27 protein-coding genes and 1 pseudogene are annotated in these 25,756 nt (G+C 51.7%); 18 read left to right on the top strand and 10 right to left on the bottom strand.

Features of this window, described 5'->3' with window-relative positions:
• Positions 1–45: 45 nt before the first annotated feature.
• The 3 genes from mdh to HBA93_RS08060 form a co-directional block, all read right to left on the bottom strand.
• A complete protein-coding gene (gene mdh, locus HBA93_RS08070) occupies positions 46–1,008 on the bottom strand; it encodes a malate dehydrogenase (protein WP_121992181.1) in 963 nt (320 codons plus the stop codon).
• 439 nt (positions 1,009–1,447) lie between these two features.
• Positions 1,448–2,632, bottom strand: a complete 1,185-nt coding sequence (gene zapE, locus HBA93_RS08065; protein ID WP_221722938.1) for a cell division protein ZapE — start codon at positions 2,630–2,632, stop codon at positions 1,448–1,450.
• An 86-nt stretch (positions 2,633–2,718) separates the two neighbouring features.
• Entirely contained in the window at positions 2,719–3,264 is a 546-nt protein-coding gene (locus HBA93_RS08060) for a protease inhibitor Inh/omp19 family protein (protein ID WP_121992311.1), read from the bottom strand.
• Between the two features lie 569 nt (positions 3,265–3,833).
• Between HBA93_RS08060 and dapF the strand changes: the two genes are divergently transcribed.
• The 6 genes and pseudogenes from dapF (at position 3,834) to HBA93_RS24130 (ending at position 9,439) form a co-directional block, all read left to right on the top strand.
• The gene (gene dapF / locus HBA93_RS08055; RefSeq protein WP_221723049.1) at positions 3,834–4,718 is read left to right on the top strand and encodes a diaminopimelate epimerase; all 885 of its coding nucleotides are present in this window, start codon (positions 3,834–3,836) and stop codon (positions 4,716–4,718) included.
• Positions 4,719–4,720: 2 nt separating this feature from the next.
• Entirely contained in the window at positions 4,721–6,001 is a 1,281-nt protein-coding gene (gene mtaB / locus HBA93_RS08050) for a tRNA (N(6)-L-threonylcarbamoyladenosine(37)-C(2))-methylthiotransferase MtaB (RefSeq protein ID WP_121992182.1), read from the top strand.
• 396 nt (positions 6,002–6,397) lie between these two features.
• A pseudogene (gene ftsY / locus HBA93_RS08045) lies at positions 6,398–7,459 on the top strand (signal recognition particle-docking protein FtsY); the annotation flags it as partial.
• A complete protein-coding gene (locus tag HBA93_RS08040) occupies positions 7,456–8,130 on the top strand; it encodes a septation protein A (RefSeq protein ID WP_221722936.1) in 675 nt (224 codons plus the stop codon). The pseudogene ftsY and the gene HBA93_RS08040, both read left to right, overlap by 4 nt.
• A 15-nt stretch (positions 8,131–8,145) precedes the next feature.
• Positions 8,146–8,910, top strand: coding sequence for a hydroxyacylglutathione hydrolase (gene gloB, locus HBA93_RS08035; protein ID WP_122093016.1), 765 nt, complete (start codon positions 8,146–8,148; stop codon positions 8,908–8,910).
• Between the two features lie 28 nt (positions 8,911–8,938).
• Positions 8,939–9,439: a hypothetical protein gene (locus HBA93_RS24130; RefSeq protein ID WP_286201815.1), complete on the top strand. Its 501-nt coding sequence runs from the start codon at positions 8,939–8,941 to the stop codon at positions 9,437–9,439.
• Between the two features lie 24 nt (positions 9,440–9,463).
• On the opposite strand, the gene HBA93_RS08025 is transcribed toward HBA93_RS24130, so the two are convergent.
• The gene (locus HBA93_RS08025) at positions 9,464–10,312 is read right to left on the bottom strand and encodes a DUF3108 domain-containing protein (RefSeq protein ID WP_221722935.1); all 849 of its coding nucleotides are present in this window, start codon (positions 10,310–10,312) and stop codon (positions 9,464–9,466) included.
• Between the two features lie 337 nt (positions 10,313–10,649).
• Between HBA93_RS08025 and rpmB the strand changes: the two genes are divergently transcribed.
• Together rpmB and HBA93_RS08015 are read left to right on the top strand one after the other, a co-directional pair.
• Positions 10,650–10,943 (top strand): 50S ribosomal protein L28, encoded by a 294-nt coding sequence (gene rpmB / locus HBA93_RS08020; protein ID WP_022712289.1) that lies wholly within the window; start codon positions 10,650–10,652, stop codon positions 10,941–10,943.
• Positions 10,944–11,024: 81 nt separating this feature from the next.
• Positions 11,025–11,693, top strand: a complete 669-nt coding sequence (locus tag HBA93_RS08015) for a VUT family protein (RefSeq protein WP_286201814.1) — start codon at positions 11,025–11,027, stop codon at positions 11,691–11,693.
• 92 nt (positions 11,694–11,785) lie between these two features.
• Here HBA93_RS08015 and cobT read toward each other — a convergent pair whose 3' ends face one another.
• The 3 genes from cobT to HBA93_RS08000 form a co-directional block, all read right to left on the bottom strand.
• A complete protein-coding gene (cobT, locus tag HBA93_RS08010; RefSeq protein WP_121992187.1) occupies positions 11,786–13,672 on the bottom strand; it encodes a cobaltochelatase subunit CobT in 1,887 nt (628 codons plus the stop codon).
• A 94-nt stretch (positions 13,673–13,766) separates the two neighbouring features.
• Positions 13,767–14,753, bottom strand: coding sequence for a cobaltochelatase subunit CobS (gene cobS, locus HBA93_RS08005; protein ID WP_121992188.1), 987 nt, complete (start codon positions 14,751–14,753; stop codon positions 13,767–13,769).
• A 318-nt stretch (positions 14,754–15,071) separates the two neighbouring features.
• Positions 15,072–15,695, bottom strand: coding sequence for a J domain-containing protein (locus tag HBA93_RS08000; protein ID WP_022709758.1), 624 nt, complete (start codon positions 15,693–15,695; stop codon positions 15,072–15,074).
• Between the two features lie 180 nt (positions 15,696–15,875).
• Here HBA93_RS08000 and HBA93_RS07995 point away from each other — a divergent pair, with 180 nt between their 5' ends.
• Together HBA93_RS07995 and HBA93_RS07990 are read left to right on the top strand one after the other, a co-directional pair.
• Positions 15,876–16,205, top strand: a complete 330-nt coding sequence (locus HBA93_RS07995; protein WP_113943822.1) for a BolA family protein — start codon at positions 15,876–15,878, stop codon at positions 16,203–16,205.
• Positions 16,206–16,425: 220 nt separating this feature from the next.
• Positions 16,426–16,686, top strand: coding sequence for a DUF2798 domain-containing protein (locus tag HBA93_RS07990; RefSeq protein ID WP_221722934.1), 261 nt, complete (start codon positions 16,426–16,428; stop codon positions 16,684–16,686).
• Positions 16,687–16,752: 66 nt separating this feature from the next.
• Here HBA93_RS07990 and aroB read toward each other — a convergent pair whose 3' ends face one another.
• From aroB to HBA93_RS07975, 3 genes are all read right to left on the bottom strand, one after another.
• A complete protein-coding gene (gene aroB, locus HBA93_RS07985; protein WP_221722933.1) occupies positions 16,753–17,889 on the bottom strand; it encodes a 3-dehydroquinate synthase in 1,137 nt (378 codons plus the stop codon).
• 22 nt (positions 17,890–17,911) lie between these two features.
• Complete coding sequence (locus HBA93_RS07980) at positions 17,912–18,520, bottom strand: shikimate kinase (RefSeq protein ID WP_121992190.1); 609 nt, start codon at positions 18,518–18,520, stop codon at positions 17,912–17,914.
• Between the two features lie 112 nt (positions 18,521–18,632).
• Positions 18,633–19,604 (bottom strand): tyrosine recombinase XerC, encoded by a 972-nt coding sequence (locus HBA93_RS07975; RefSeq protein ID WP_221722932.1) that lies wholly within the window; start codon positions 19,602–19,604, stop codon positions 18,633–18,635.
• A gap of 91 nt (positions 19,605–19,695) precedes the next feature.
• Between HBA93_RS07975 and rimM the strand changes: the two genes are divergently transcribed.
• The 8 genes from rimM (at position 19,696) to sdhD (ending at position 25,751) form a co-directional block, all read left to right on the top strand.
• Positions 19,696–20,319 carry a ribosome maturation factor RimM gene (gene rimM, locus HBA93_RS07970; RefSeq protein ID WP_221722931.1) on the top strand — a complete coding sequence of 208 codons (624 nt, stop codon included), beginning with the start codon at positions 19,696–19,698 and terminating at the stop codon, positions 20,317–20,319.
• Entirely contained in the window at positions 20,319–21,014 is a 696-nt protein-coding gene (gene trmD / locus HBA93_RS07965; protein WP_221722930.1) for a tRNA (guanosine(37)-N1)-methyltransferase TrmD, read from the top strand. Before rimM ends, trmD begins: the two co-directional genes overlap by 1 nt.
• Entirely contained in the window at positions 21,014–21,367 is a 354-nt protein-coding gene (locus HBA93_RS07960) for a DUF4260 domain-containing protein (RefSeq protein WP_221722929.1), read from the top strand. The genes trmD and HBA93_RS07960 overlap by 1 nt, the downstream gene beginning before the upstream one ends.
• Before the next feature lie 212 nt (positions 21,368–21,579).
• Positions 21,580–22,014, top strand: coding sequence for a 50S ribosomal protein L19 (gene rplS, locus HBA93_RS07955; RefSeq protein ID WP_022709749.1), 435 nt, complete (start codon positions 21,580–21,582; stop codon positions 22,012–22,014).
• A 243-nt stretch (positions 22,015–22,257) separates the two neighbouring features.
• Positions 22,258–23,667, top strand: a complete 1,410-nt coding sequence (gene leuC, locus HBA93_RS07950) for a 3-isopropylmalate dehydratase large subunit (protein WP_121992194.1) — start codon at positions 22,258–22,260, stop codon at positions 23,665–23,667.
• Positions 23,668–24,054: 387 nt separating this feature from the next.
• Positions 24,055–24,522 (top strand): GNAT family N-acetyltransferase, encoded by a 468-nt coding sequence (locus HBA93_RS07945; protein ID WP_121992195.1) that lies wholly within the window; start codon positions 24,055–24,057, stop codon positions 24,520–24,522.
• Between the two features lie 431 nt (positions 24,523–24,953).
• Positions 24,954–25,355 (top strand): succinate dehydrogenase, cytochrome b556 subunit, encoded by a 402-nt coding sequence (gene sdhC, locus HBA93_RS07940; protein WP_121992196.1) that lies wholly within the window; start codon positions 24,954–24,956, stop codon positions 25,353–25,355.
• 12 nt (positions 25,356–25,367) lie between these two features.
• Positions 25,368–25,751: a succinate dehydrogenase, hydrophobic membrane anchor protein gene (gene sdhD / locus HBA93_RS07935; protein ID WP_022709745.1), complete on the top strand. Its 384-nt coding sequence runs from the start codon at positions 25,368–25,370 to the stop codon at positions 25,749–25,751.
• The last annotated feature ends 5 nt before the right edge of the window (positions 25,752–25,756 follow it).

The following is a 25,756-nucleotide window of genomic DNA, read 5'->3' as shown; positions in this document are numbered from 1 at the left end:
TTGGGAAAAGCGCCCCGAAACATCCCAGAACTTGAATAAGGGAGCTTATTTCAGATTTGGTGCAATCGCGATGCAGGCGTCGCAAAGACCCTGAACTGCAGCAACTGATTTCTCAAATGCGGCCTGTTCTTCTTTGTCGAGCTGGATTTCGATAACCTGTTCAACGCCGTTCGCACCGATAATGGTCGGTACGCCGACATACATGTCTTTCACGCCGTACTGGCCGGTCAGCTGAGCTGCAACCGGCAGAACGCGGCGCTTATCCTTGAGGTAGGATTCTGCCATCTGGATAGCGGAGGCTGCTGGCGCATAGTATGCCGAACCGGTTTTCAGCAGGCCGACGATTTCAGCACCGCCGTCGCGGGTGCGCTGAATGATCTTGTCGAGCTTGTCCTGTGTGGTCCAGCCCATTTTGACCAGATCCGGCAGAGGAATACCGGCAACAGTCGAATAGCGGCTCGATGGAACCATGGTATCGCCGTGACCGCCGAGAACGAATGCGGTGACGTCTTCAACGGAAACGTTGAATTCTTCAGCAAGGAAGTAGCGGAAGCGGGCGCTATCAAGCACACCAGCCATACCGACAACTTTGTTTGCCGGCAGACCGGAAAATTTCTGCAGAGCCCATACCATCGCATCGAGCGGGTTGGTGATGCAGATCACGAAAGCATCAGGAGCGTATTTGGCAATACCTGCGCCTACCTGTTCCATGACTTTCAGGTTGATGCCCAGCAGGTCATCACGGCTCATGCCTGGCTTGCGCGGTACACCGGCAGTAACAATAACAACATCTGCGCCTTCAATGGCGGCATAGTCATTGGCACCGGTGAATTTGGCATCGAAACCGTCAACCGGTGAGGATTCAGCGATATCGAGGCCTTTGCCCTGCGGGATACCTTCGGCGATATCGAACAATACAATGTCACCGAGCTCTTTGAGACCGGCCATATGGGCGAGTGTTCCGCCGATCATGCCTGAACCGATGAGAGCAATTTTATTGCGAGCCATGCTGGTTACTTCCCTGATCTAAAATCTAACTAAAACAGCCTAACCTCTGCTCAGGTTTTTCCGACCGGTTACGCCTGCAGAGGCCATTACGCTGTATGGTCGATATGCCCGTTTTCAAAATAACTCAACTAATAATTTTGTATTTAAAGATTTCAATCGTTTAGCTAAATAAGTTCTTACGTAAACGTAAATCATTTTTGACAAAATACGGAATTTTTCCTGTTTCATATCATGAAATCAGGGAATGGAATTTTACCGGAATTTTTGTCCGCTTACAGCTGATTTTTGTTTGTTCAGAATGGCTTACAGTCAGCCCGATTGCGGAATGCTTATTTGTTGAATCATAAGTGCTCTTATGATTCCCCTGACTGGCATAAATTAGGCCATGATCGTCACAAAATAGTGACGATCCGAAAATCCGGCCTGTTTTGCAGACAGATCACGCTGTGATCCGCTCTGCATCTGATTCATTTGTCTCAAATACTTCAAGATATTCCGCACTCTGCATCTCGAAAAGACGCGATGCGGTACGGTCAAATTCAAAAGCTTCTGTGCCGCTGGAGGCACTATAGAGTTTGTCGGGTGTTGCTGCGGCAGAGATGATAACACGGGCGCGCTGGTCATAAAGTGTATCCACCAGCAGAATGAAACGTTTGGCTTCATTTCTCCTAGCAAGATCCAGCACCGGCACATGATCGATAAACATAGTGCGAAAACGCGCCATGATCGCCAGATAATCTGCGGCAGCCAGCGGTTTTGTGCAGAGTTCATCAAAGGTTACACGAACGGCTTTGCCGACAGTGCGGTTCAGATGAATGCTGCGGCCTTTGACCTTGATAACCTCTGTTGTCTCAAGCCTGCCTTCCGTCAGACTATGCCATGCCTCGTCCATTCGGGCATCTGTTTTGAGCCCGAGCGGTGTGAGATAGACCGGCTGGCGGTCGAGCTTTTCAAGGCGATAATCGGTGCGCGAATCCAGATTGATCACATCAACACGGGTTTTGAGAATGCTGACAAAAGGCAAAAACAGCTGACGGTTGAGACCATTCGGATAGAGATTATCGGGTGCTACATTGGATGTGGCAACCAGCACTACGCCGCGCTCGAACAGCGCCGAGAACAAACGCGACAGGATCATCGCATCGGCAATATCTGTGACGGTAAATTCATCAAAACACAGAACCCATGCCTGTTTTTCCAGCGCTTCTGCAACCGGCGGGATCGGGTCTTCCTGTTTGGTTTCACCTTTTTTGAATGCCTGACGGTGAGCATGAATGCGCTCATGCACATCGGCCATAAAATCATTAAAATGCGCACGGCGTTTGCGTTCAACCGGCAGCAATTCAAAGAACATATCCATCAGCATGGTTTTGCCGCGGCCAACTTCACCGTGGATATACAGGCCCTTGATCGGCTCAGCCACTTTTTTGGATTTGCCGAACAGCCAGCCCAAAGCACTGGATTTGCGCGAAAGGCGCTTACTGCAAATCGCATCGATCAAAGCATCAAAGCGCTTTGCCAGAATTTGCTGCTGCGGGTCTGCTTCAATATCTCCGGCGGCTGCCAGAGAGTCGTAGCGTTCTGATACGGACGGATAGGCTTTCAGCGTTTCATTGAAAGACATGACAACCTCATTCAGGCGCTGTTCTATAAATGAAAAGCCGCAGATTGTGTCTGCAGCTTTTATAATTCTATAATGTCAGCAAGTTTTTAGCGGGACAAGCTGATCGGCTGACCGCCGGAAGTCTGACCGTCAAAACGGCCGTCAGCAGATGAATAAAGCGACGCAACTGTGCCGCCATTCGCATCATAAAGGACGAGCTGTTTGCCGTTAACCGACCATGAGGACAGGTTGGCAAGTTCACCCGGACAACGCAGCGGACCCGCGCGGAAGCCCTGACCGAATTTGGTTTGCGGGGTTGCAACTTTACAGCTCTGGCCGGCAAGCGAAGCATTCCACACACCGGCAACTTTGCCCGGTGTCAGATCAACGGAAGATGCAGGTGGCAGGCTGGCAACCTGTGTATTGCCCTGCGGCTGGGTATTCATATCATTCGGGTTTGCCGGAAACTGTGATGAATTCACATCATTCAGCGAGCCGGACTGAACCGAAGTTGTCGGTGCAGGACGTAAAGGAGCAGGATTTTGTGCCTGCGGGGGAGTGTTGCTGGCCATGTTGTCAAAACGCGAACTCTGGCAGCCGGCGAGAATGGTGGCAGCTGCAAGTCCGAGCAGGCCAATCTTAGAAACTCCCATACCCATCTCCTTGATAGTGTGGTTTCCGAAGCGGAATTTTTGAAACAGTTCCGTCTTCAGGTCAATATTGAGGCAAAATCCGCTGCACTTTAGACCATTTTGTATTCAAAAGGAATCATTGAACAAAAGGGAAATAAGTATGGTTGCATGATTTTACGGCTTCAGCCTTGTTTTAATCTGACAGGTCGTGGCCTGACAGTATGAAAACCTGTCTGGCAGCAAAATTTGAGCAGATTATGATTTAAAGATAAACATATTTTACCGGCAGGCCAAGGCGTGATCTGCCTTCCAAGGCAGGTTTCAGACAAAAACGCATCACTGCTTTTCGAATCATTGGCACATATACTGGCAATTTGAGAGAAGTTCCGCCATATAGGCCTGTAAATGTATATCCGGAGTGCCTTGCGTAAAGTGTGAAGCGCTTTCAGGATATGCTTTAAGGTAAAATCTCCGGACGCTGCCTGTTTTTCGTATCTCTGCGAACTGAATTTTGTCGATGTTCCGCATTAAGGCTGCTGATATGCCGTAACCGGGATATATCTTAAAACTGTGAAACTATGTCTGTAGCTATGTCAGTCAATGCAGCTTTTGCCAAAATGAATGGCCTTGGCAATAAAATTATTGTGGCGGATATGCGTGGCCGGAGTGACCGGATCACGCCTGATGCCGCACGCGCATTGAATGCTGACAATGAGACCGGTTTTGATCAGATCATGGCGATCCATGATCCGAAGACCACGGGCACAGATTATTATATCCGCATTATTAATTGCGACGGCAGTGAAGCGCAGGCTTGCGGCAATGGTACCCGCTGTGTGGTGCAGGCGCTGGCTGCGGAGACAGGTAAATCGCAATTCACTTTTGAAACGCTGGCAGGTTTGCTGCTGGCAGAGGAATTGCCGGACGGCCAGATTCGTGTGGATATGGGCAAACCGCATTTCGAGTGGCAGGCAATTCCATTGGCGGAAGAGTTTCGCGATACCCGCATGATCGAATTACAGATCGGGCCGATTGATGCACCCGTACTGCATTCGCCGTCTGTGGCGTCGATGGGCAATCCCCATGCAATTTTCTGGGTCGATCAGGATGTCTGGTCCTATGAGCTGGATAAGTTTGGCCCATTGCTGGAAAATCATCCGATCTTTCCGGAAAAAGCAAATATTTCTATCGCGCAGGTCACGGCACAAGATGAGCTGACCATCCGCACCTGGGAGCGTGGTGTCGGATTGACGCGTGCTTGCGGCTCTGCTGCCTGCGCCGCCGGTGTATCGGCAGCGCGTACACGTCGTACAGGGCGCAATGTAAAAGTGATTGTTCCGGGCGGGCCATTGCAGATCGACTGGCGCGATGATGATCATGTTTTAATGACAGGACCGGCTGAATGGGAGTTTTCGGGGCAGTTTGATCCGGCAACAGGTCTTTGGGCAAAAGACACAACAGCAGAAGGTGCCTGATTATGGCGGTTGAGGTTGTAACATTCGGCTGCCGGCTGAATACTTATGAATCCGAAGTGATGAAACGCGAAGCTGATGAGGCCGGTCTCGGCACATTGGAAAACGGCGCGATTATTTTCAACACATGTGCAGTCACGGCGGAAGCGGTGCGTCAGGCCCGTCAGGCGATCCGTAAAGCACGTCGTGACAATCCGGAAGCCCGTATTATCGTAACCGGTTGTGCGGCGCAGACCGGTGCCGATGATTTCGCGGCGATGGACGAAGTTGATCTCGTGCTCGGCAATGAAGAAAAACTGAAATCCAATTCCTACCGTATGCTGCCGGATTTTGGTGTGAACCAGTTCGAGAAGGTGCGCGTCAACGATATTATGGAAGTGCGTGAAACCGCCAGCCATATGGTGGACGCTATTGAGGGCCGTGCCCGTGCCTTTGTGCAGGTACAGAACGGCTGTGATCATCGCTGCACTTTCTGTATTATTCCTTATGGCCGTGGTAATTCCCGCTCTGTCCCGATGGGCGGTGTGGTTGAGCAGGTCAAGAGACTGGTCGGTAACGGCTATGCGGAAGTGGTGCTGACCGGCGTTGATATGACCTCCTACGGGCCTGATCTGCCGGGGAATTTACGCCTTGGCAAGCTGGTGAAAACCGTTTTGTCTCAGGTGCCGGATTTGCAGCGTTTGCGCTTGTCTTCGATCGACTCGATTGAGGCGGACGAAGACCTGATGGAAGCACTGGCCAATGAAAAACGCCTGATGCCGCATCTGCATCTCTCATTGCAGTCAGGGGATAATATGATCCTCAAGCGGATGAAACGCCGTCATTTGCGTGATGACTCCATCCGTTTCTGTGAGGATGTGCGTAAACTGCGGCCTGATGCGGTGTTTGGTGCGGATATTATCGCCGGTTTCCCTACTGAAACGGAAGAGATGTTCCAGAATTCTATCCGTATTGTGGAAGAATGTGGCCTCAGCCATTTGCATGTTTTCCCTTACAGTCCGCGTGAAGGCACGCCTGCCGCGCGCATGCCGCAATTGCGTCGTGAAGTGATCAAGGAACGGGCTGCCCGTCTGCGTGTTGCCGGTGATGCAGCTTATCGCTTGCATCTGGAAAGCCTCAAAGGCACTGTGCAGAATATTCTCGTGGAGCGGGATGGATTGGGCCGGACTGAAGGCTTTACACTGGCAGGGCTGAATACGGACGATCTGAGCGCCGGACAGATTGTCAGCCGCGTGATCTCCGGTCATGATGGTGACAAGCTGCTGGCTGTTCCGCAAAATATCTAATTATCATTCGAAATAAGAAGCGCTGTATTCATGGCTATGGGTTTTATAAAAAAGATTTTTTCTTTCGGCAAAAAGGAAGAGGCTTCTTCCGCTCCGTCAGAGGAAGTTCTGTCGCCTTTAGCAGAAGAGGGCGCACCGGTTGCAGCAGAACATGCTCGTGTTGAACCTCATCATGAGACTATGCTGGAAAAGATCGAAGAGCTGCTTTCCCAGCCGGTTATCGCTGATCCGGCGACGATTGAACTGACACCGGTTTATGATACGCCGGAGCCGGATGAGACCGACCTTGAAGAGAAGCTGCAGACGGAAGAGCCGCCTCACGAGACTTTTCTGGAAAAGGTGGAAGAACTGCTTTCCCAGCCGGTCATCGCTGATCCGGCAACGATTGAACTGGCACCGGTCTATCCTGAAACCGAGCCTGAAATTACCGATGCTGATGCGGAAGTGGTTCCTGCGCCAAAACCGGTGAAAGTGACAGTCAGCAAAGCGGTTGAAGCAAAACAGGAACCGGTTGTTGTCGAAGCTGAGCCGGAAAAGAAACAGTCATGGTTTGAGCGGCTGCGCAGCGGTTTGTCGCGCTCTTCACAACAGCTGGGCGATTCTATTGGCGGCATTTTCACCAAGCGCAAACTGGATGAAGACACACTTCAGGAATTGGAAGATGTGCTGATTCAGGCCGATCTTGGTCTGGAAACTGCGATGCGTATCACTGACAGCCTGTCATCCGGCCGCTATGGCAAAGATATTTCGACTGATGAAGTGCGCCGCATTATGCGCTCCGAGATCGAAAAAGTTCTGGTGCCCGTGGCAAAACCCCTTGAGCTTGATCTGTCCCATAAACCGCATGTCATTCTTGTCGTTGGCGTTAATGGTACCGGTAAAACCACAACCATCGGCAAGCTGGCGGCGAAGCTGACTGCAGGCGGATTGAAAGTGATGCTGGCTGCCGGTGATACATTCCGCGCGGCAGCGATTGAACAATTGCATATCTGGGGCGAGCGCACCGGCTCACCGGTCGTCTCCTCAAAGCTTGGTGCTGATGCGGCAGGTCTGGCATATGACGCATGGCAGCAGGCCAAAGATGCCGGCAGCGATGTGCTGATTATTGATACGGCAGGGCGCTTGCAGAACAAAGCCGAGCTGATGGATGAGCTTGCGAAGATCGTGCGCGTGCTTGGCAAGCATGATCCGGAAGCACCACATACAGTATTGCAGACACTCGATGCCACCACCGGTCAGAATGCGCTTAGTCAGGTAGAGATTTTCAAGAATATTGCCGGTGTGAACGGTTTGGTAATGACCAAGCTCGATGGTTCCGCCCGTGGTGGTATTCTGGTGGCGATTGCCGCCAAACATAAATTGCCGGTCTATTTTGTTGGTGTCGGTGAACAGATTGATGATCTTGAGCCGTTTACGGCACAGGATTTTGCCGGAGCAATTGCGGGAGAAGCACGATGAACGATCAGATTTTTGAACGCGACCCGTCTGACCCGCAGCGTAAAGAAGTCCCGCCGCTGTTAAAGCTGGCACTGGAACTCGGGCCTTTGCTGGTGTTCTTTTTTGCCAATTCGCGCGGCGAATGGCTGGTGGAGCGTTTTCCTGTTCTGGCACAGATCGGCCAGCCGATTTTTATTGCGACAGCCTTGTTCATGGCCGCTACGGTGATTGCGCTGGTTGTATCATGGATCATGACACGCAGTCTGCCGATCATGCCGCTGGTTTCGGGTATTGTCGTGCTGGTTTTCGGTGCTCTGACGCTGTGGCTGCACAATGACACTTTCATAAAAATGAAACCAACCATTGTTAACAGCCTGTTCGGTGCGATTCTGCTGGGCGGCTTGCTGTTTGGCAAAGCCTTGCTCGGCTATGTCTTCGATCAGGCTTTCAAGCTGGATGCGGAAGGCTGGCGTAAGCTGACATTGCGCTGGGGTTTGTTTTTCTTCGTGCTGGCTGTGATTAATGAAGTTGTATGGCGGAATTTCCCGACCGATACATGGGTCACATTCAAAGTGTGGGGCGTCATGCCGCTAACCATTGCTTTTACAATGTTCCAGCTGCCACTGATTAAAAAACATTCTCTGGTGCCATGGGGCGCAGAAGATGACGCCGCATCAGTGAATAAAAAATAAGCGGGAGCGAAACGGATGGCTCGTCTTGAAATTGAACAGTTCTATTGTCGCGAAGATAATTTCGGCGTTCTGATTCATGATCCGGAAACGGGGCTGACAGCATCAATTGATGCGCCGGAAGAACTGGCAATCCGTTCGGCTTTGGCACGTCGCGGCTGGAAGCTCGATTATATTTTTACGACCCATCATCACCTTGATCATGTGGACGCGAATGAAGCATTGAAACGCATCTATGGTGCACAGATCACAGGACCCGCAGCGGAAAAGATTCCGGGCGCGGATCGCGGTGTTAAAGACGGTGACAGGTTTCAGTTCGGCTCGTTTGAAGTGCAGGTGATTTCTACGCCCGGTCATACGGCGGGAGAGGTGAGTTATTATCTGCCGCAGGCAAAAGTTGCTTTTACGGGAGACACATTATTCGCTCTGGGTTGTGGCCGCCTGTTTGAAGGCACACCGGCAGATATGTATGCATCGCTGCAGAAGCTGGCTTTGCTGCCGGTTGATACAAAAGTCTATTGCGGACACGAATATACGCTGAATAATCTGCGTTTCGCGCTCGATGTTGACGGTACCAATCCGGCACTGAAAGAGCGTGGCCGTGAGATTGAGCGGCTGCGGGCAGAAGGTCTGCCGACCCTGCCGACCAGTATCGGGCTTGAAATGGCGACTAATCCGTTTTTACGTACGCATGACAGCGCAGTGCGCAAACAGCTTGGGATGGAAGATGCCAGCGAGTTGCAGGTTTTTGCGGAACTGCGTAAACGCAAAGATCATTTTTGACAAAAGCCGTTTGAGGCAAAGGTATAGTATGATTTGTCTGTTCCGCCGTCCGGCTACATTTATCGCCGGTTCTTTTCTCGCAGCGGGTTTTTTCGCTGTTATGCCTTTGACCACCAACGCAGCATTTGCGCAGAGTTTTTCTGAAGTGGCCAAACCGGAAGTGCCGGCGGAAGTGAACAATTACCCGCTTGATGAAAAATTTCTGACTAAGATGGAAGCTGCACAAGCCGAGCTCAACACGATGGATATGTCCGGTAGTGGTGATTATGAGGCCGGTACCGGCGATCATTCACCAAAGGCGCTGGCTGCCCGCATTGAAAAGCAGCCGAAAGTGATGGCTGTGCTCGAAAAACACGGACTGACCGCGCAGGATTATATTTACGGCTATTTCGCTCTGGTCAGCAGTGTAAGCGCCGTGGAAGCTGAAAATGAAGAACAGCTTGTTGATGAATTAAAAGGTATCAATCCGGCGCATGTCACTTTCGGCAAACAGTATATTGATCGTATCCATAAGCTGTTGGGCGAATAATTGACCCTCTGGGCATTGCGTTAATCATTTCGTCTGCTCAAAACGTGTTGCGCGGACTTTAACAGTTCCGATTTGTGTACCGACACTGGCGGCCACAGGGGCGTAAATTCCTGCACCCTGCTGATCAGTATTCAGCGAGGCGAAACTGATGGTGATTTTGCTTTTGTCCGCCAGATAGCGCACGGATTTCTTGTCTTTCTCATAGCCGGAGACAGGGACAAATTTAGCATTGCAGGTGATTGCAGTGCCGTCAAAACCTTTCACCGAAAACGCCTCAGTTCCCGCCGGACTTAACCGGATCTGCGCGCGCGTCTGCCCGTCAAAGATTTGTAATGTCCGGTTACAGACTGCAGCAGCAGTGGGGCTGGTAATCATCATTGCGCTGATCGGATCAAAAACATTTTTCAGATCATCCGGGCGGGTTTCTACCCACGGATCATTTTTCCGGATCGGCGGCTGATTATCGAAAGCACTGACAGAGCCGCTCCTGAAGCTGATGGCTGTGCGTTTGTGCTTTTTACCGCTTCGATAGGTGGTGAGATAAGAAACGGGCTGAACAGCGGCAGCAGCACCTTGCTTGCGCATATTGCCATTAATGGTGATGGAGCCTTTGGTACTGTCAAAAATACGGGCAACACCGGAGCTGTGAAAACTTCCGTCAAGTGCGTAAGCATTATTCGTGATTCTGGTGTTCAGTTCAGAACGCGCGATTGTTATGCCGAAAACGGAAATACCATATTCCGTGCGGTAGCCGGAATCAGCGGCAAAAGCAGTAGCGGGCATTACGGAGAGGGCCGTGAGAATTGCTGCTGCAAATATCCGGTTCTGACCGGTTGCGGTATGGATTCTTGCAGCCTTGTCCGTAAACATCATTCAGATCTCCCTGAGACTCACCTGAGCGGATAATGTGCAGCACCCAGTCTGAAAATGCAGAACAGGTGACTTTTGTGCCCGCTATTTGTATGATAAAAGCGGCAAAATGCAGTCAATGACAGTCAATTCCTTGTCATTCCTGCAATTGAACCCGTAATCAGCTTGAAACGGCTTGACGGGAAGGGCTGCTTTCACTATAGAAACCCGACTTTCCCAATGGGCCGCTGTCCGATATTGCGCGCCGCGACATATCAATCACGGATTGATTATGATAGTAGCGAAGACGGTATCGGATATTTGTGCCGGGGCCTGAAACAGAATTTTGAAGGTGAGACCAATGTCCCGCGCTTGTGAACTGACCGGTAAAGCGGTCCTCTACGGCAACAATGTAAGCCATGCGAACAACAAGTCGCGTCGCCGTTATTTGCCAAATCTTTGCAATGTAACCCTGATGTCCGATGCAATGGGCCAGAGCTATCGTCTGCGCGTTACTGCGCATGCGCTGCGTACTGTTGAGCATCGCGGTGGTCTGGATGCATTCCTTGCGAAAGCTTCTGACAATGAACTGTCACAGCGCGCACGTCTGCTGAAGCGTCAGGTTGCCAAGAAACTGGCCGAAGCTGCTGCTTAATAGCTTTCACGGCTGAATTTAGTTTTGCTAAAGGCCGGTTCGTCCGGCCTTTTTGCTGGTTCCATTACCCAGGATAAAAAAATGCCTCTACAGCATAATTCCGCTATTAAAGCGTTGATTTTTCCCGTTCTGGCCATGTGTGCGGCTGTCGCCGCTTCCAATATCCTTGTGCAATATCCCGTGCATTATCTGGGATTGCAGGAAATTCTCACTTATGGCGCTTTTACCTATCCGTTTGCCTTTCTGGTCAATGATCTGACCAATCGCCGCTTTGGCCCCCAGCGTGCCCGTCAGGTGGTTTATGCCGGTTTCGCGCTGGGTGTGATCATGTCGATCTGGCTTGCAAGTCCGCGCCTTGCTGTGGCCTCAGGAAGTGCGTTTCTGTTTGCACAATTACTGGATATCAGTGTGTTCAGTCGCTTACGTCGTCTGCGCTGGTGGAAAGCACCGCTGGCAGCAGCACTTTGCGGTTCTGTGCTGGATACGATCCTGTTCTTCTCGCTGGCTTTTGCGGCACCGTTCAGCATGCTTGATACGGCTTTCGGACTGGCTGACAGCTCCATGACCGATCAGGTGCAGTGGTTCGGTCTGACAATGCCGCTGTGGCTGTCACTGGCGCTTGGTGACTTTGGTATCAAGGTTCTGATGAGTGTCGTGATGCTGGTGCCTTACGGGGCGATTCTGGCACTGTTTGCCCCGTCAATTTATGGCGCAGGTAAATCCGACGCTACTAAACCGGCTATCCGGTAAGCGTTTGCAGAACAAGCCATCAAAAAAGCACATCAAAAAAAAGCCTCCCGAAGAGATCATCCCTGGGAGGCTTTTTCATTCAGCTTTGCAAATCAGCGCCGTGCTGTCCGGCCTTTCGGCTGGTCCTGATCGTCAAACAGCGAGGCGAGCTGTTCAGTCATGGCACCGGCCAGTTCTTCCGCATCAACAATTGTCACAGCGCGCTGATAGTAGCGGGTTACGTCATGGCCGATACCAATCGCAATCAGTTCAATCGGTGAGCGATTTTCAATCTCGTCAATCACGGCGCGCAGATGGCGTTCCAGATAATTGCCCGGATTAACCGACAGGGTCGAATCATCAACCGGCGCACCGTCAGAAATCACCATCAGGATTTTGCGCTGTTCAGGGCGGCCGAGCAGACGGTTATGTGCCCACATCAGCGCTTCACCGTCGATATTCTCTTTCAGCAAGCCTTCACGCATCATCAGGCCGAGATTGCGCCGTGCACGCCGCCAAGGTGCGTCAGCGCCTTTATAAACGATATGGCGCAGATCATTGAGGCGGCCCGGCTGGGCAGGTTTGCCGCGATCCAGCCATGCTTCACGTGACTGGCCACCTTTCCATGCCTTGGTGGTAAAGCCGAGAATCTCAACCTTCACGCCGCAACGCTCCAGCGTACGCGCCAGAATATCGGCGCAGGTGGCAGCCACTGTAATCGGGCGTCCGCGCATCGAGCCGGAATTGTCGATAATCAGGCTCACAACCGTATCGCGGAAATTGGTGTCGCGTTCGGTTTTGAAAGAAAGTGGCTGGGTCGGGTCAATCACCACACGCACCAGTTTGGCGCTGTCGAGATGACCTTCTTCCAGATCAAACAGCCATGAGCGGTTCTGCTGCGCCATCAGGCGGCGCTGCAGACGGTTGGCAAGGCGTCCGACAACACCCTGCAAATTCGCCAGCTGCTTGTCGAGGAAACCACGCAGACGATCCAGTTCAGCATCATCGCAAAGATCGGTTGCTTCTACGATCTCGTCAAATTCACGGGTGAAAACTTTATAGTCATTATGCTTGTCGAAATCGGAAAACGGCTGGTTAGACCGGCGCGCTTCGCCCGGTGTTTCCGCATCTTCCTCTTCACCGTCATCTGCATCTTCATAGGCAGCATCTTCAGCTTCCAGATCACCGCGCTCACGGTCATCATTGGTATCTTCAGAACTGTCACCGTCGCCGGACTGGTTTTCTGCATCTTCTTCCGATGCACCTTCCTGCGATTCTTCCGGATCAGCCTGTTCTTCCTGCTGGCTATCCTCGTCATCGCTCTCAGATGGTTCGGCCAGTTCCTCAGCCATATCCAGCGCAACCAGCATTTCACGCACCAGACGGGCATAATCCTGCTGGCTGTTCAGACGGTCACTGAGCGTTTCGAGGCGGTCACCGATTTTGTCTTCAATCCAGTCGCGCCACAGCTCAACCACATTGCCCGCCTGTACAGGCGGACGGTAGCCGGTGAGTTTTTCACGAACCAGAAGGGAGATTGCTTCTTCAATCGGAGCATCGTCGCGCGATGTAATTGCGGAATAATTGGCGCGGCTGTATTTGTCAGCCAGCATGGCTGACAAATTACTTGCCACGCCTTCCATAGCCAGAGCGCCGATAGCTTCAACGCGTGCCTGTTCTACGGCATCATAGATAGCGCGTGCCTGCTGGCCCTGCGGCGCAAGCTGCGCATGAATGCGCGGATCATGCCGCGCATGACGCAGCGCCATAGAGTCACCAAGACCACGGATGATGGAAATATCTTCTGCTGTCGGACGCTTCGGCAGATCCGGCAGGCGGGCATGATTGCCGGTCAGAGCCGGACGGTCATGGCTGAAGCCGACCTCAAATTCATTGCTGCCGGCGATTGCACGCACACAGGCTGTGACCGCGCGTTTGAAAGGTTCGGAATCGACCGGACCTTTAGGACGTTCGCGTGTGTTATCGCCGGGGCCTGCCATGATGAAACTGCCTTATATCAGAAAAACTTAACCTTACTTCGCTGTCATAATGAAGCGAGAACGACCCCGCGAAAAACGGGGTCGTTGTGTTCATTTATGCAAGCACGACATTAACTGCGGATTCAGGCAGTTCCTGTCCGAAAGCCCGCTGGTAGAACTCTGCAACAATCGGGCGTTCCAGCTCGTCGCATTTGTTCAGGAAGGTTAAGCGGAATGCAAAGCCGACATCTGTGAAAATATTGGCATTTTCAGACCATGTAATCACAGTACGCGGGCTCATAACGGTCGACAGGTCGCCATTGATGAAAGCCTGACGGGTCATATCGGCAACGCGAACCATTTTCGAGACGATCTCACGGCCTTCCGCATTCTGGTAATGCTTGGATTTGGCGAGAATGATCTCAACTTCATTGTCATGCGGCAGATAGTTCAGCGTAGTGACGATCGACCAACGGTCCATCTGCGCCTGATTGATCTGCTGAGTGCCGTGGTAAAGACCGGTGGTGTCACCGAGACCAACAGTGTTAGCAGTCGCAAAAATGCGGAATGCCGGATGCGGATTGATAACGCGGCTCTGATCGAGCAGCGTCAGACGGCCGGACGCTTCCAGAACACGCTGGATAACGAACATCACATCCGGACGACCGGCATCATATTCGTCGAACACCAGAGCGACATTGTTCTGATAGGCCCATGGCAGAATACCGTCTTTGAATTCGGTAACCTGCATACCGTCTTTTACAACGATGGCATCTTTACCGATCAGATCAATACGGCTGACATGGCTGTCGAGATTGATACGAACGCAAGGCCAGTTCAGACGGGCTGCAACCTGTTCAATATGGGTGGATTTACCGGTGCCGTGATAGCCGGAAACCATAACGCGGCGGTTATAGGCAAAGCCGGCGAGAATCGCCAAGGTTGTCTGGCGGTCAAAAATATAATCCGGATCTGCATCCGGTACATGCGGATCTTTTTTGCTGTAAGCGGGCACGATCATATCGGAATCAATCCCGAACACGTCACGCACCGATACAGTTGTGTCCGGCATATTGGTTATGTCGAGATCAACCTTGCTCATCATGCCTCCTGAGCGGCGCCTGCATGCCGCTGTATCATCATATGTTCAGAGAGCCTTTCCCTTTTCGTGCAGCGGAAAATCCCTCTATCGCTTTCAGTTCGTCTTGGCTCAGTTCTTCCGGCACAAACAGTTCCGGTTTTTGCTGAAACTGTCTGAAGTGCTGTGCCGGTGTAGTTGTTTCGGCAGGTTAACAGGGAACGAAAGTTTTTTGCTTTCGTAATTTCCCTTAGTTCCCTGCAAATAATCTTTGTTTTACCGCATGTCTTTCACCCAAAACCGGTATCCGTTTTCGGGCGGCATGCTTTAGTCTTTGCCTGTTTAGCAAAAACCTGCGGTCTTTAGCAATTGATAAGCTTGCACAACTTCGCGGAAACGTTCTTCTGAACCGCGATCGCCGCCGTTTGCATCCGGATGATGCTGCTTTACCAGCTCTTTATAGCGTGACTTGATCGCATCGCTGGTCGAATTTGCCGCAATGCCGAGCGTTGCGAAAGCTTTGGATTCGAGCGGGCGCGGACGTCTGGTCGGGGTTGCCGCTTCCGCGCGGGCACGTGTTTGTTCAAAGAGGTTCAGCGGATCACGAATTTTGTTGTGATAGGCTGCCGTGCCTGAACGCATACGGGCAAATTGCGGGGCTGACTGGCGCGAAGTGGAGTTTTTGGTAGTTGTCCATGTCGGACGGTCGCCAACAGCCGCATTTTTCTGGAACTTGGCGATTTCCTCATCGCTAAGGCCGGAGAAAGCATTGAAGTTTTTATTATATTCGCGGACGTGATCCAGACAGAAGTGCAGATAAAGACCTTCACGCGCACCGCCCGCAGGCGCTTTGTGTGTTCCGGTTTCTTCGCATCCTTCCCACTGGCACTGCGGGCCAGCCGGTTTTTTGTCTTCCTTGCGGGAGCGGATACGGATGCTGTCAAAAAATTTTGAATTCGTTGCCATGATATCAATATTACGGGGTCAGATCTGATGATACAAGAATTGACATTTCACGATGCATGACTGAACCCTGCGGGGCCGAGAGTCGAAGCAGACGTGAAATCGGGATTTAGCTGCATTATGTATACCGGAATGGTAACGCATGCACATAACATAGTCCCTATATGGGGGCAGGAGATCAGAATGTCTATTCCTTTGACGCGCCAAGAGCGGATTACCGCAAAACTATCTGAGGCTTTTCAGCCTGTGTTGCTTGATGTCATCAATGAAAGTCATCTTCATGCCGGCCATCATCACACAGACGGCGGTCATGAGGAAGTGTTCGACGGTACCGGTGAAACACATTACCGCGTTGTAATTGTGGCAGAGGCATTTACGGGCCTGAGCCGTGTTGACCGTCATCGTGCGATTAATGCACAGCTGGATGAAGAATTGCAGAGCGGTCTGCATGCTATTGCGCTGGAGCCGAGCGCACCGGGGGAGCCGACCCGCCGCAGCCGTAAACAGGCTTGACTATTTAAGCCGGAGCAATCGCATTTTGGCGGTTGCTCTTGTCTATGCTATTTTGGGCTTGTCTCACTGGCTATCCGGTGTTATTGAAGCCGCAGTGAGCCAGAGGCTCTTCCGTAAGCGTCTAACGTTAAGCAACGCATCTTTTCCGGTCTTACACCGGCTTCCTGTTATCACAGGACAGATGTGTATGTGTGAGATCGCAATTTTACGGAATAAAATTATGCAATCCTCCAATTCTGTTTCTGCTTTTCCGAAGCTTCCTGCACGGTATATTTCGGTTGTTATGCCGTTTATTCTGTCCGTGCTGATGACTTTTGTTGTCTCGCTGATCGCCACGCTGAAAAATCTCGGATTTTCGGCTGATCTTCTGACGCATTGGATGCCCGCATGGGGGGTGTCGTGGATCGTGGCATTTCCGGTATTGTTACTGGTTCTGCCGCTGGTACGGCGGCTCGTCGGCATTGTGTGCCACAAGCCATAAGGGCTTAAACAAAAACCGGCCGCAAAACTCCTTTGCGACCGGTTTTTGAATTGATGATACGGAGCTTTAAGCCAGTTTTTCCTGCAGGAAAGCCTGTACATCCGCAGCATTGATATCTTTGGCGATGAAAGACTGGCCGAGACCGCGGGTCAGGATGAAAGTGAGCGAACCGCGAGATACTTTCTTGTCCTGTGCAATATAAGCCATCAGCACATCTGCGGAAGGCAATCCGGCAATTTCTTTCATGGAAACCGGCAGGCCGACAGCTTTCAAATGCGCTTCAACGCGATCGGCAATATCTGCTGAAATCAGGCCGAGACGTGCAGAGAACTGGTGTGCCAGTACCATGCCGATGGCAACGGCTTCACCATGTACGAGGCGTGAAGAATCATAATTGGTCGCTGTTTCCAGAGCATGACCGAATGTATGGCCGAGATTGAGCAGAGCACGATCGCCGGTTTCACGTTCATCGCGGGCAACAACTGCCGCCTTGGCGCGGCAGGATGTGGCAATGGCCTGCAGGCGTGCTGCACTGCCAGCAAAGACATTCTGCCAGTTGTTTTCCAGCCATGCGAAAAATTCCGGCTGATCGATCAGGCCGTATTTGGCAACTTCCGCATAACCGGCGGCGAATTCACGCTTGCTCAGAGTGTCGAGAATATCTGTATCTGCCAGCACCAGTTGCGGCTGGTTGAAAACACCGACAAGATTTTTGCCGTAAGCGGTGTTGATGCCGGTTTTGCCACCGACAGACGAATCAACCTGCGCCAGCAATGAAGTCGGAATCTGGATGAAATTCATGCCGCGGCGCACAATACCGGCAACGAAACCGGCGAGATCACCGATCACACCGCCACCCAGAGCAATCACGGCATCGCTGCGCTCAAGACGGGCTTTGAGAATATCATTGGTCACGGTTTCAAGTGTGGCAAAGCCTTTGGATTTTTCACCCGCTGCAACCACAACCGGTGTCGCATTAATACCGGCGGCTTCCAATGCGTTCAGCAGTGATGGTAAATGCAGCCTTGCAAGATTTTCATCGGTGACTACGGCCGCGCGGATGCCCGGCAGACGCGCAGCAATTTCCTGACCGGCGCGGGCAATCAGACCGCTGCCGATCAGAATGTCATAAGAGCGGTCTCCCAGCGATACATGAACAGTTTCGGTTGTGATGTTTCTTGCTGATATCTGGGCAGATGTCATGGGAGATACTCGTGATTATGATTTAGTCTTGGCTTGGTTCGGTCTTGCGTAAATGATCGAGCAGCAAGGTGATGACTTCCTGTGCAATCACTTCACGTTTTTCATCACGGGAGATGATGCTCAGATCAGCTGTGGCATAGACCGGATAGCGCTCGGTCATCAGCTTCTGCATCACTGCACGCGGATCGTCATTTTTCAAAAGCGGACGATCCTGACGACGCAATACGCGTTCCATCAGCACATCCAGTTCCGCATTGAGCCAGACGGAAATACCGGCAGAAGCAATATTCTCGCGGGTCTGTTCATTCATGAAAGCGCCGCCGCCGGTTGCGAGGATCATTGATCCGCCTTCCAGCAGGCGCTGCATAACACGACGTTCAAGATCGCGGAATTCCGGCTCGCCATAGGAGGCAAATAATTCAGTAACGCTCATACGGGAGACATTTTCGATTTCCGTATCGAGATCGAAAAACGGCAAATCCAGCAGTGCGGCCATTTTCTTGCCGATGGTGGATTTTCCCGCCCCCATAAGCCCGACAAGCACCACAGGGCGTTGGTTCAGGAGGGTTTTAATTTCGTCGGCCTGACTGCGCAAATGCGTCTGGTCAGCTTTTTTATTTTGGTTCGGCATCGTCTTCTTCTCGTGACGGTGCTTCCATTTGAAACACTTGGGTAAAGTCAATCGCTGCTGATCTGCGGCTTGTCAAGAAAGATCGGAGATTTTCTGCCGCTATTGATGGTGCTCACGGGTGCGCCCGGGGATGTGCTTTGTCATAAATCTCCAGCAGGCGGTCGGTATCCACGCCGGTATAGACCTGCGTTGTGGAAAGGCTGGCATGGCCGAGCAGTTCCTGAATGGTGCGCAGATCCCCGCCGCGGGCCAGAAGATGGGTGGCAAAAGAATGCCGCAAAGCATGGGGTGTTGCAGTTTCCGGCAGGTTTAGCGCGGAGCGCATTTTCTGCATTTCGCGCTGAATGATACCGGCATGGAGTGCACCACCTTTAGCACCGCGAAACAGTGGCGCAGTGCCGTTCAAATGAAAGGGGCAGAGGCGGCGATATTCGGCAATTGCCTGATGAACAGCAGGCAGCAGCGGTACAAGACGGCTTTTGCCGCCTTTACCCTGAATTGTCAGCGAACGGGCAGTTGTATCGGCTACCGCATCCGGTGTCAGGCCAAGGGCTTCGGAAATACGCAAGCCGCAGCCATAGAGTAAAGTAAGCACAGCGGCATTGCGTGCGGCAATCCATGGCTCTTCCGCCAGCTGTTGCTGTGTGTTGACAACCCGCAAAGCTGCATCAGCCGACAAAGGTTTGGGCAGGGATTTCGGCTGACGCGGGGCACGAATGGCACTGGCACCGGCTGCATTGGCCAGCCCCTGTTTTTCGAGATAGCGCAGCAGCGAGCGCACGCCGGCAAGACCACGCCCGAGAGTGCGCGCACCTGCACCATCATTGCGGCGTGAAGCCAGATAGGAACGCAGATCTGCAATACGTAGATTTGAGACATCTTTCAAAGCCGGTGGCGTACCCAGATGACCGGTCATGAATTGCAGAAACTGGCGGCTATCGCGCTCATAGGCATCCAGTGTATGGGCAGCCAGTCTGCGGCTGTTGGTTAAGCTGCCGAGCCAGTCCTGACGTGCCTGATTGAGGTCGGGCGCGGCAATTATCAGAAATTCTGTTTTTGCGGTTTCTGTTTTGGCAGTTTGCATGGATTGAATCTGTAATCCGGTTATCTTAATAAAAATAGAGTTTCTCACGGCGAGGTTACGGAACCGTTGCCGCCACAGTTTAAGGTTTTTCATGTCTTCTCAGAAAAAGAGCAATCCGGTGCGGGTTGCAAATCTTGATAATCCGGTTCAGCTCGCCGTTATTGGTGCAGCCCATGGCATCAAAGGGGAAGTGCGCGTTAAAACTTATACGGGCGATCCGCTGGATCTGGGTTCCTATGGTTTGCTCTATGATACATCCGGCAAAAGCTATGAAATCCTGTCGATCCGCCCGAGCAAAACTGTGGTCGTGGTGCGCTTTGCCGGTGTGGATGACCGCAATGCGGCGGAAGCACTGAACGGCAAAGAGCTTTACGTGGATCATGCGCAACTGCCGCAGGATCTCGACGAGGATGAGTTTTATTACATGGACTTGATCGGCCTTGCTGTACGGGATGGTGAAGGCGTGTCCTATGGTAAAGTCTCTGCCGTGTTTAATTTCGGTGGCGGTGATGTTCTGGAGATTAAAGAAAGCGGCAAAAAACCGGTTTTGATTCCGTTCACACTGGCTTCCGTACCGGAAATTCTGATGGAAAAAGGTGCTGTTCTGATTGATCCGCTGGCAGCTGGTCTCGTTGATGACGGTTCCACATCTGCGGATGAAGAGGGCGATGAGCCGGACGCGCCTGAGGCTGACGATGACGGATGGGCGCGGTAATGAGTTTCAAAGCATCTGTCCTGACTCTTTATCCTGAAATGTTTCCGGGGCCGCTGGGGTCTGCGCTGGCTGGCCGTGCCTTGCGCGATGATAAATGGCAGCTTGAAACTGTCCAGATCAGGGATTTTGCGCCCGATAAACACCGGATGGTGGATGACACACCGGCTGGCGGCAGCGCCGGTATGGTGATGAAGCCGGATGTTGTGGCGCGTGCTCTTGATAGCTTGGAACAGGATAACCGTCCGCGTATCTTGATGAGCCCGCGCGGAAGGCCGCTGACGCAGGATCTGGTGCGTGAACTGGCTGCAGGCGAGGGCGCAGTGATTCTCTGTGGCCGCTTTGAAGGCGTGGATGAGCGCGTAATCGAAGCACGCAATCTGATGGAAGTTTCAGTCGGGGATTATATTCTCTCCGGCGGCGAGACCGGTGCGATTGTACTGCTTGATGCGATTGTCCGCCTGATTCCGGGTGTCATGGGTAATCATGAATCCGGCGAAACCGAGAGTTTTGAAACCGGCCTGCTGGAGCATCCGCATTATACCCGTCCGCAGGAATGGGAAGGCCGCTCTATTCCGGCTGTGCTGACGTCCGGTAATCATAAGGCTGTCGATCAATGGCGGCTGGAAGAAGCAAAGCGCATAACCCGTGAGCGCCGCCCGGATCTGTGGGAGGCTTATCAGAACAGGAGTAAATAATGCAGATTCTGAGGCGTGCGGAATATGCAGCTGCTTTTCTGATTTTTTTGTGGCTTTACGCGCAAAGCGGTGCCGACTGGTGGTGGTTTGCGCTGTTGTTTCTGGTGCCTGACATTACCATGGCGGGCTATGTATTTGGCAGCCGTATTGGTGCGCTGGTTTATAATGCCGGTCACAGCTTCCTGAGTGTGGCTGCACTTGGCATGCTGATGTACGTCTCAGGACAGCAGTGGCTGTGGCCTTATGTGCTGATCTGGGCGGCACATATCGCTTTTGACCGGATGCTGGGATACGGGCTGAAATATGCGTCCTCTTTTCAGGATACGCATTTGGGGCGTATCGGGCGTAACTGAATCAGAACTTCTTGCAGAGGTGAGTTGATTCACAGGCGGTAATGGTGTATTGCCGCCTCACATTTCGGGATTTCCTGAAATCCGATTTTCGTTGACCTGAAATCAATGAGTAGTGAAACCGCTCCTGCCTTTACGGCATAGCATGACGGCAAAGACTGTTTTGCAAGTGATAGCGCTCTGACTGTTCGAGAAGAATCAGAAGGATTAAAACTATGAACATTATTAAGCAGCTTGAAGCTGAACAGATTGCAAAGATTGCTGAAAAGCGCGTTCTGCCAGATTTCGACGCCGGTGACACAGTTCGCGTTCTCGTGCGCGTAACTGAAGGTACACGTACCCGTGTACAGGCTTACGAAGGCGTTTGCATCGGTCGTTCGGGCGCTGGTCTGCAGGAAAGCTTCACCGTTCGTAAGATTTCTTACGGCGAAGGCGTAGAGCGCGTATTCCCTGTTTATTCTCCGCTGGTTGAAGGCGTTGAAGTTGTTCGTCGCGGTAAAGTCCGTCGTGCGAAACTTTACTACCTTCGTGGTCTTACCGGTAAGGCTGCCCGTATCGTTGAGAAAAAAGACAATCGTTCGAAAGCAGAACGTGAAGCAGACAAACGCGCCGCTGAGCGTGATGCTGCTGCAAAGGCTGCTGCAGAATAATTTCTGCAAATTACGATTTTTTGAATTCCAATTGATAAGGGCGGCCTCAGGGTCGCCCTTTTTCTATTTGCAAAGATTAAATGCCGCTTGGGTAATAATCTTGCTGCGACACCCTGTTCCGCTTGTCATTTCTTGACGAAATCGCATAGCGGGTGCATATGAACCATAATCATATCGGTTCTGTGGTCCTGTGATTGCCGGGAGGTAATGGCCGCAGAACGCTTGCAAAGGATACTAAGAGCCATGAGCGCGCCGCGTACACTCTATGACAAGATCTGGGACGATCATCTGGTAGATCAGCAGGATGACGGTACCTGCCTGCTTTATATTGATCGCCATCTTGTGCATGAAGTGACCAGCCCTCAGGCTTTTGAAGGTCTGCGTATGGCTGGCCGCAAAGTGCGCCATCCGGAACGCACACTTGCTGTTGTTGACCATAACGTGCCGACTTCGGCAGATCGTATCAACGGCATCAAGAATGAAGAAAGCCGTATTCAGGTTGAAGCTCTGGCTAAAAATGCGGCTGAGTTTGGCGTTGAATATTATTCCGAGCGTGATAAGCGTCAGGGCGTTGTGCATATTGTCGGCCCTGAACAGGGCTTTACCCTGCCGGGCATGACCATTGTTTGCGGCGACAGCCACACTTCAACCCACGGCGCTTTCGGCTCGTTAGCGCATGGTATCGGTACATCCGAAGTGGAACATGTGCTGGCCACTCAGACCCTGATCCAGAAAAAGGCCAAAAACATGCTGGTGCGTGTGGATGGTAAGCTGGCTCCGGGTGTTACCGCTAAAGACATCACGCTGGCGATTATCGGTAAAATCGGCACCGCCGGCGGTACGGGTTATGTGATCGAATATGCCGGTGATGCAATCACTTCTTTGACGATGGAAGGCCGTATGACGGTCTGTAATATGTCGATTGAAGGCGGCGCACGCGCCGGTCTGATCGCACCGGATGCGACAACTTTTGATTATATCCGAGGAAAGCCGCGCGCACCGAAAGGTGAGCAGTTTGAGCAGGCTCTGGCTTACTGGAAGACTCTGAGCACAGATGAAGGTGCGCATTTCGATAAGATTGTGACCCTTGATGCCGCTGAAATCTCACCGGTTGTCACATGGGGCTCTTCACCGGAAGACGTGGTTTTTGTGACCGATGTGGTGCCTAACCCTGATGATATTCAGGATGATACCAAGCGTTCATCGAAATGGCGTGCGCTGGAATATATGGATCTGAAACCTGGCACCAAGATCACCGATATTGCGATTGATCGCGTCTTTATCGGCTCTTGCACTAATGGCCGTATTGAAGATCTGCGCGATGCAGCACGTATGGTTGAAGGTAAAAAAGTTGCCTCCACTGTTAATGCGATGATTGTTCCGGGTTCCGGCCTTGTAAAAGAAATGGCTGAAGCTGAAGGTCTGGATAAGATTTTTATCGAAGCAGGCTTTGACTGGCGTGAGCCGGGTTGTTCGATGTGTCTGGCAATGAATGATGATCGTCTGAAGCCGGGTGAGCGTTGCGCATCGACCTCTAACCGTAACTTTGAAGGCCGTCAGGGCTTTAAAGGCCGTACTCATCTGGTGTCGCCAGCAATGGCGGCCGCTGCTGCCGTGGCGGGGCATTTTGTTGATATCCGTGACTGGAACTAAATACCTGATCTAAAAGTCGCCATGCGTGGCTGCAAATGGCAATTTTCTGTGCTTCGGTACTCACGTACTATCTGTACGCTCCGTTCCGATGCTCGCAAATCACCATTTTCGCTTGCGCCTGCCGCTTTTTGATTCAGGTATTAATTCGGGATCCTAAGAAAAAACCCGCTCATTGCGTAAGATCAATGGGCGGGTTTTTCTTTTCAGCTAAACAGCACTGATTAGACTAGAGCGTTTCGCGTTTAATCGTACCCGCTAAGCTCGCTCTAGATTTTTTTGATTGTCGCATGTTCGCGAACGCTAAATGAGTCCATTTAGCTGCGACATGCTCTGGTGTTTTTAAAAGAAGCAGTTACTCTGCTTCGTATTCTCAATGGGGAAACTATCATGACACAGGATCACGCTATTGATATTTCACTGCTTCACTTACGTGATGCCCGTGAACTTGCCCCGTTGCTGGCCGATTATGCGCAAGCACTGAAGCGCGGTGCGCCGCGCCGGCCGGATGAGTATTACGCTGAGAAACTGCTGCAAGACCGCAGCGCCGAATTGCTCGGTGCCCGTATTGATGGTGTGCTGGTCGGTTTTGTGATTTTCTATGATTTACCGGAGCCGGTTTCCGGTATGCGTGCCGGACAGGTTGATCATATTTATGTGCATCATGATCACCGTAAAAAAGGTATAGCCAAAGCACTGATTGATGTGCTGGCCGACAAGGCTGAAGAGCGTACATGGAGTAAGCTGGCGCTTAATGCGCCACGCCAGCCTGAAGATGGCCGCAAGCTCTATGAGCAAATGGCAACGACTGCTGACTGGAGTAGTTTTGTGATTCGTTTCGCACCACATCTGCAATAAAAGTGCTGAAACACTGTCTGACGGCTTAAAATCAGGACAATTTAAATGTTGCCGGATTTTATTTTTCAGACAGATGTCCGGTAATAGGCTGAATAAAACCGTTTAAAACGTCATCTCTCTGCTCAGGTGCGACTAATTGCATGGCTGGTCGCATGGTTGTGACTTTGACGTAGTGATAAAAGCGCAGTAGATAAGCCCTAACATGGTCGTCCTTTAAACGATCTTGGCCGTATTCGCTCTACTGCGCGGCTCCTGAGCCTGTGAAGCTTCAAGAATTGCGCAGCATGTTAAAATGACAGAGTCTATATCTATGCTGGGCGCAGGTTCATCATAGATATAGACTCTGTTGGGCATGAACAGACCATAGATTTTGCCGGTATAACGGCATGTTTAGCAAGGCCTGTTTATCGGTAACATTTACCAGGATAGCTATGACAACAAGACCAATAGTCAAAAGCCAGCGCCCGCTGTCACCGCATTTGTCGATTTATAAACCGGCAATCACGATGACGACGTCGATCATTCACCGTATTACCGGCGGCGCGCTCTATTTCGGAACTGTACTGCTTGCCGTATGGCTGATTTCCGCAGCGGTCAGCGAAGATTGCTTCAATTTCGTCAATGGCCTGTTCGGCTCCTGGGTAGGACAGCTTGTGCTGTTTGGCTACACATGGGCTTTGATGCAGCATCTGGCGGGCGGTATCCGCCATTTCATCTGGGACATGGGCGCAGGACTCGAAAAGCACACTGCCAGCAAAATGGCCTGGGCCACGGTCGTGTTTTCAGTTGTTGCGACAATCCTGATCTGGGTTGTGGCTTACAGCCTGCGCTGAGAGGACTGATATATGCAAGATATGCGCACCCCTCTGGGTAAGGTTCGCGGCCTTGGTTCCGCCAAGGAAGGCACCGGCCATTTCTGGACACAGCGTATGAGTGCCGTCGCACTTGTGCCACTGGTGATTTATTTCATCGGCCTGATTATCTGCCTCAATGGTGCAGATTATGCAGAAGTCCGCGCTGCAATCGCCCATCCGTTTAATGCGATTGTTATGGCATTGTTTGTTCTGACCGGTGTTTATCACATGCGTCTGGGCATGCAGGTTATTATTGAAGATTATATTCATGGCGAAGGCCTGAAGATTGTTTGCGTTATGCTCAACACCTTCTTTGCGATTGTTGTTGGCGGCGCGAGTGTATTTGCAATCCTCAAGCTCAGCTTCGGAGGTTGATAGGC

The sequence above is a fragment of the Ochrobactrum sp. SFR4 genome (assembly GCF_019730395.1).
Classification (GTDB): Bacteria; Pseudomonadota; Alphaproteobacteria; order Rhizobiales; family Rhizobiaceae; genus Pseudochrobactrum.
The sequence above is the reverse complement of the archived record's forward strand: the minus strand, read 5'-3'. Positions and strand labels throughout refer to the sequence as shown.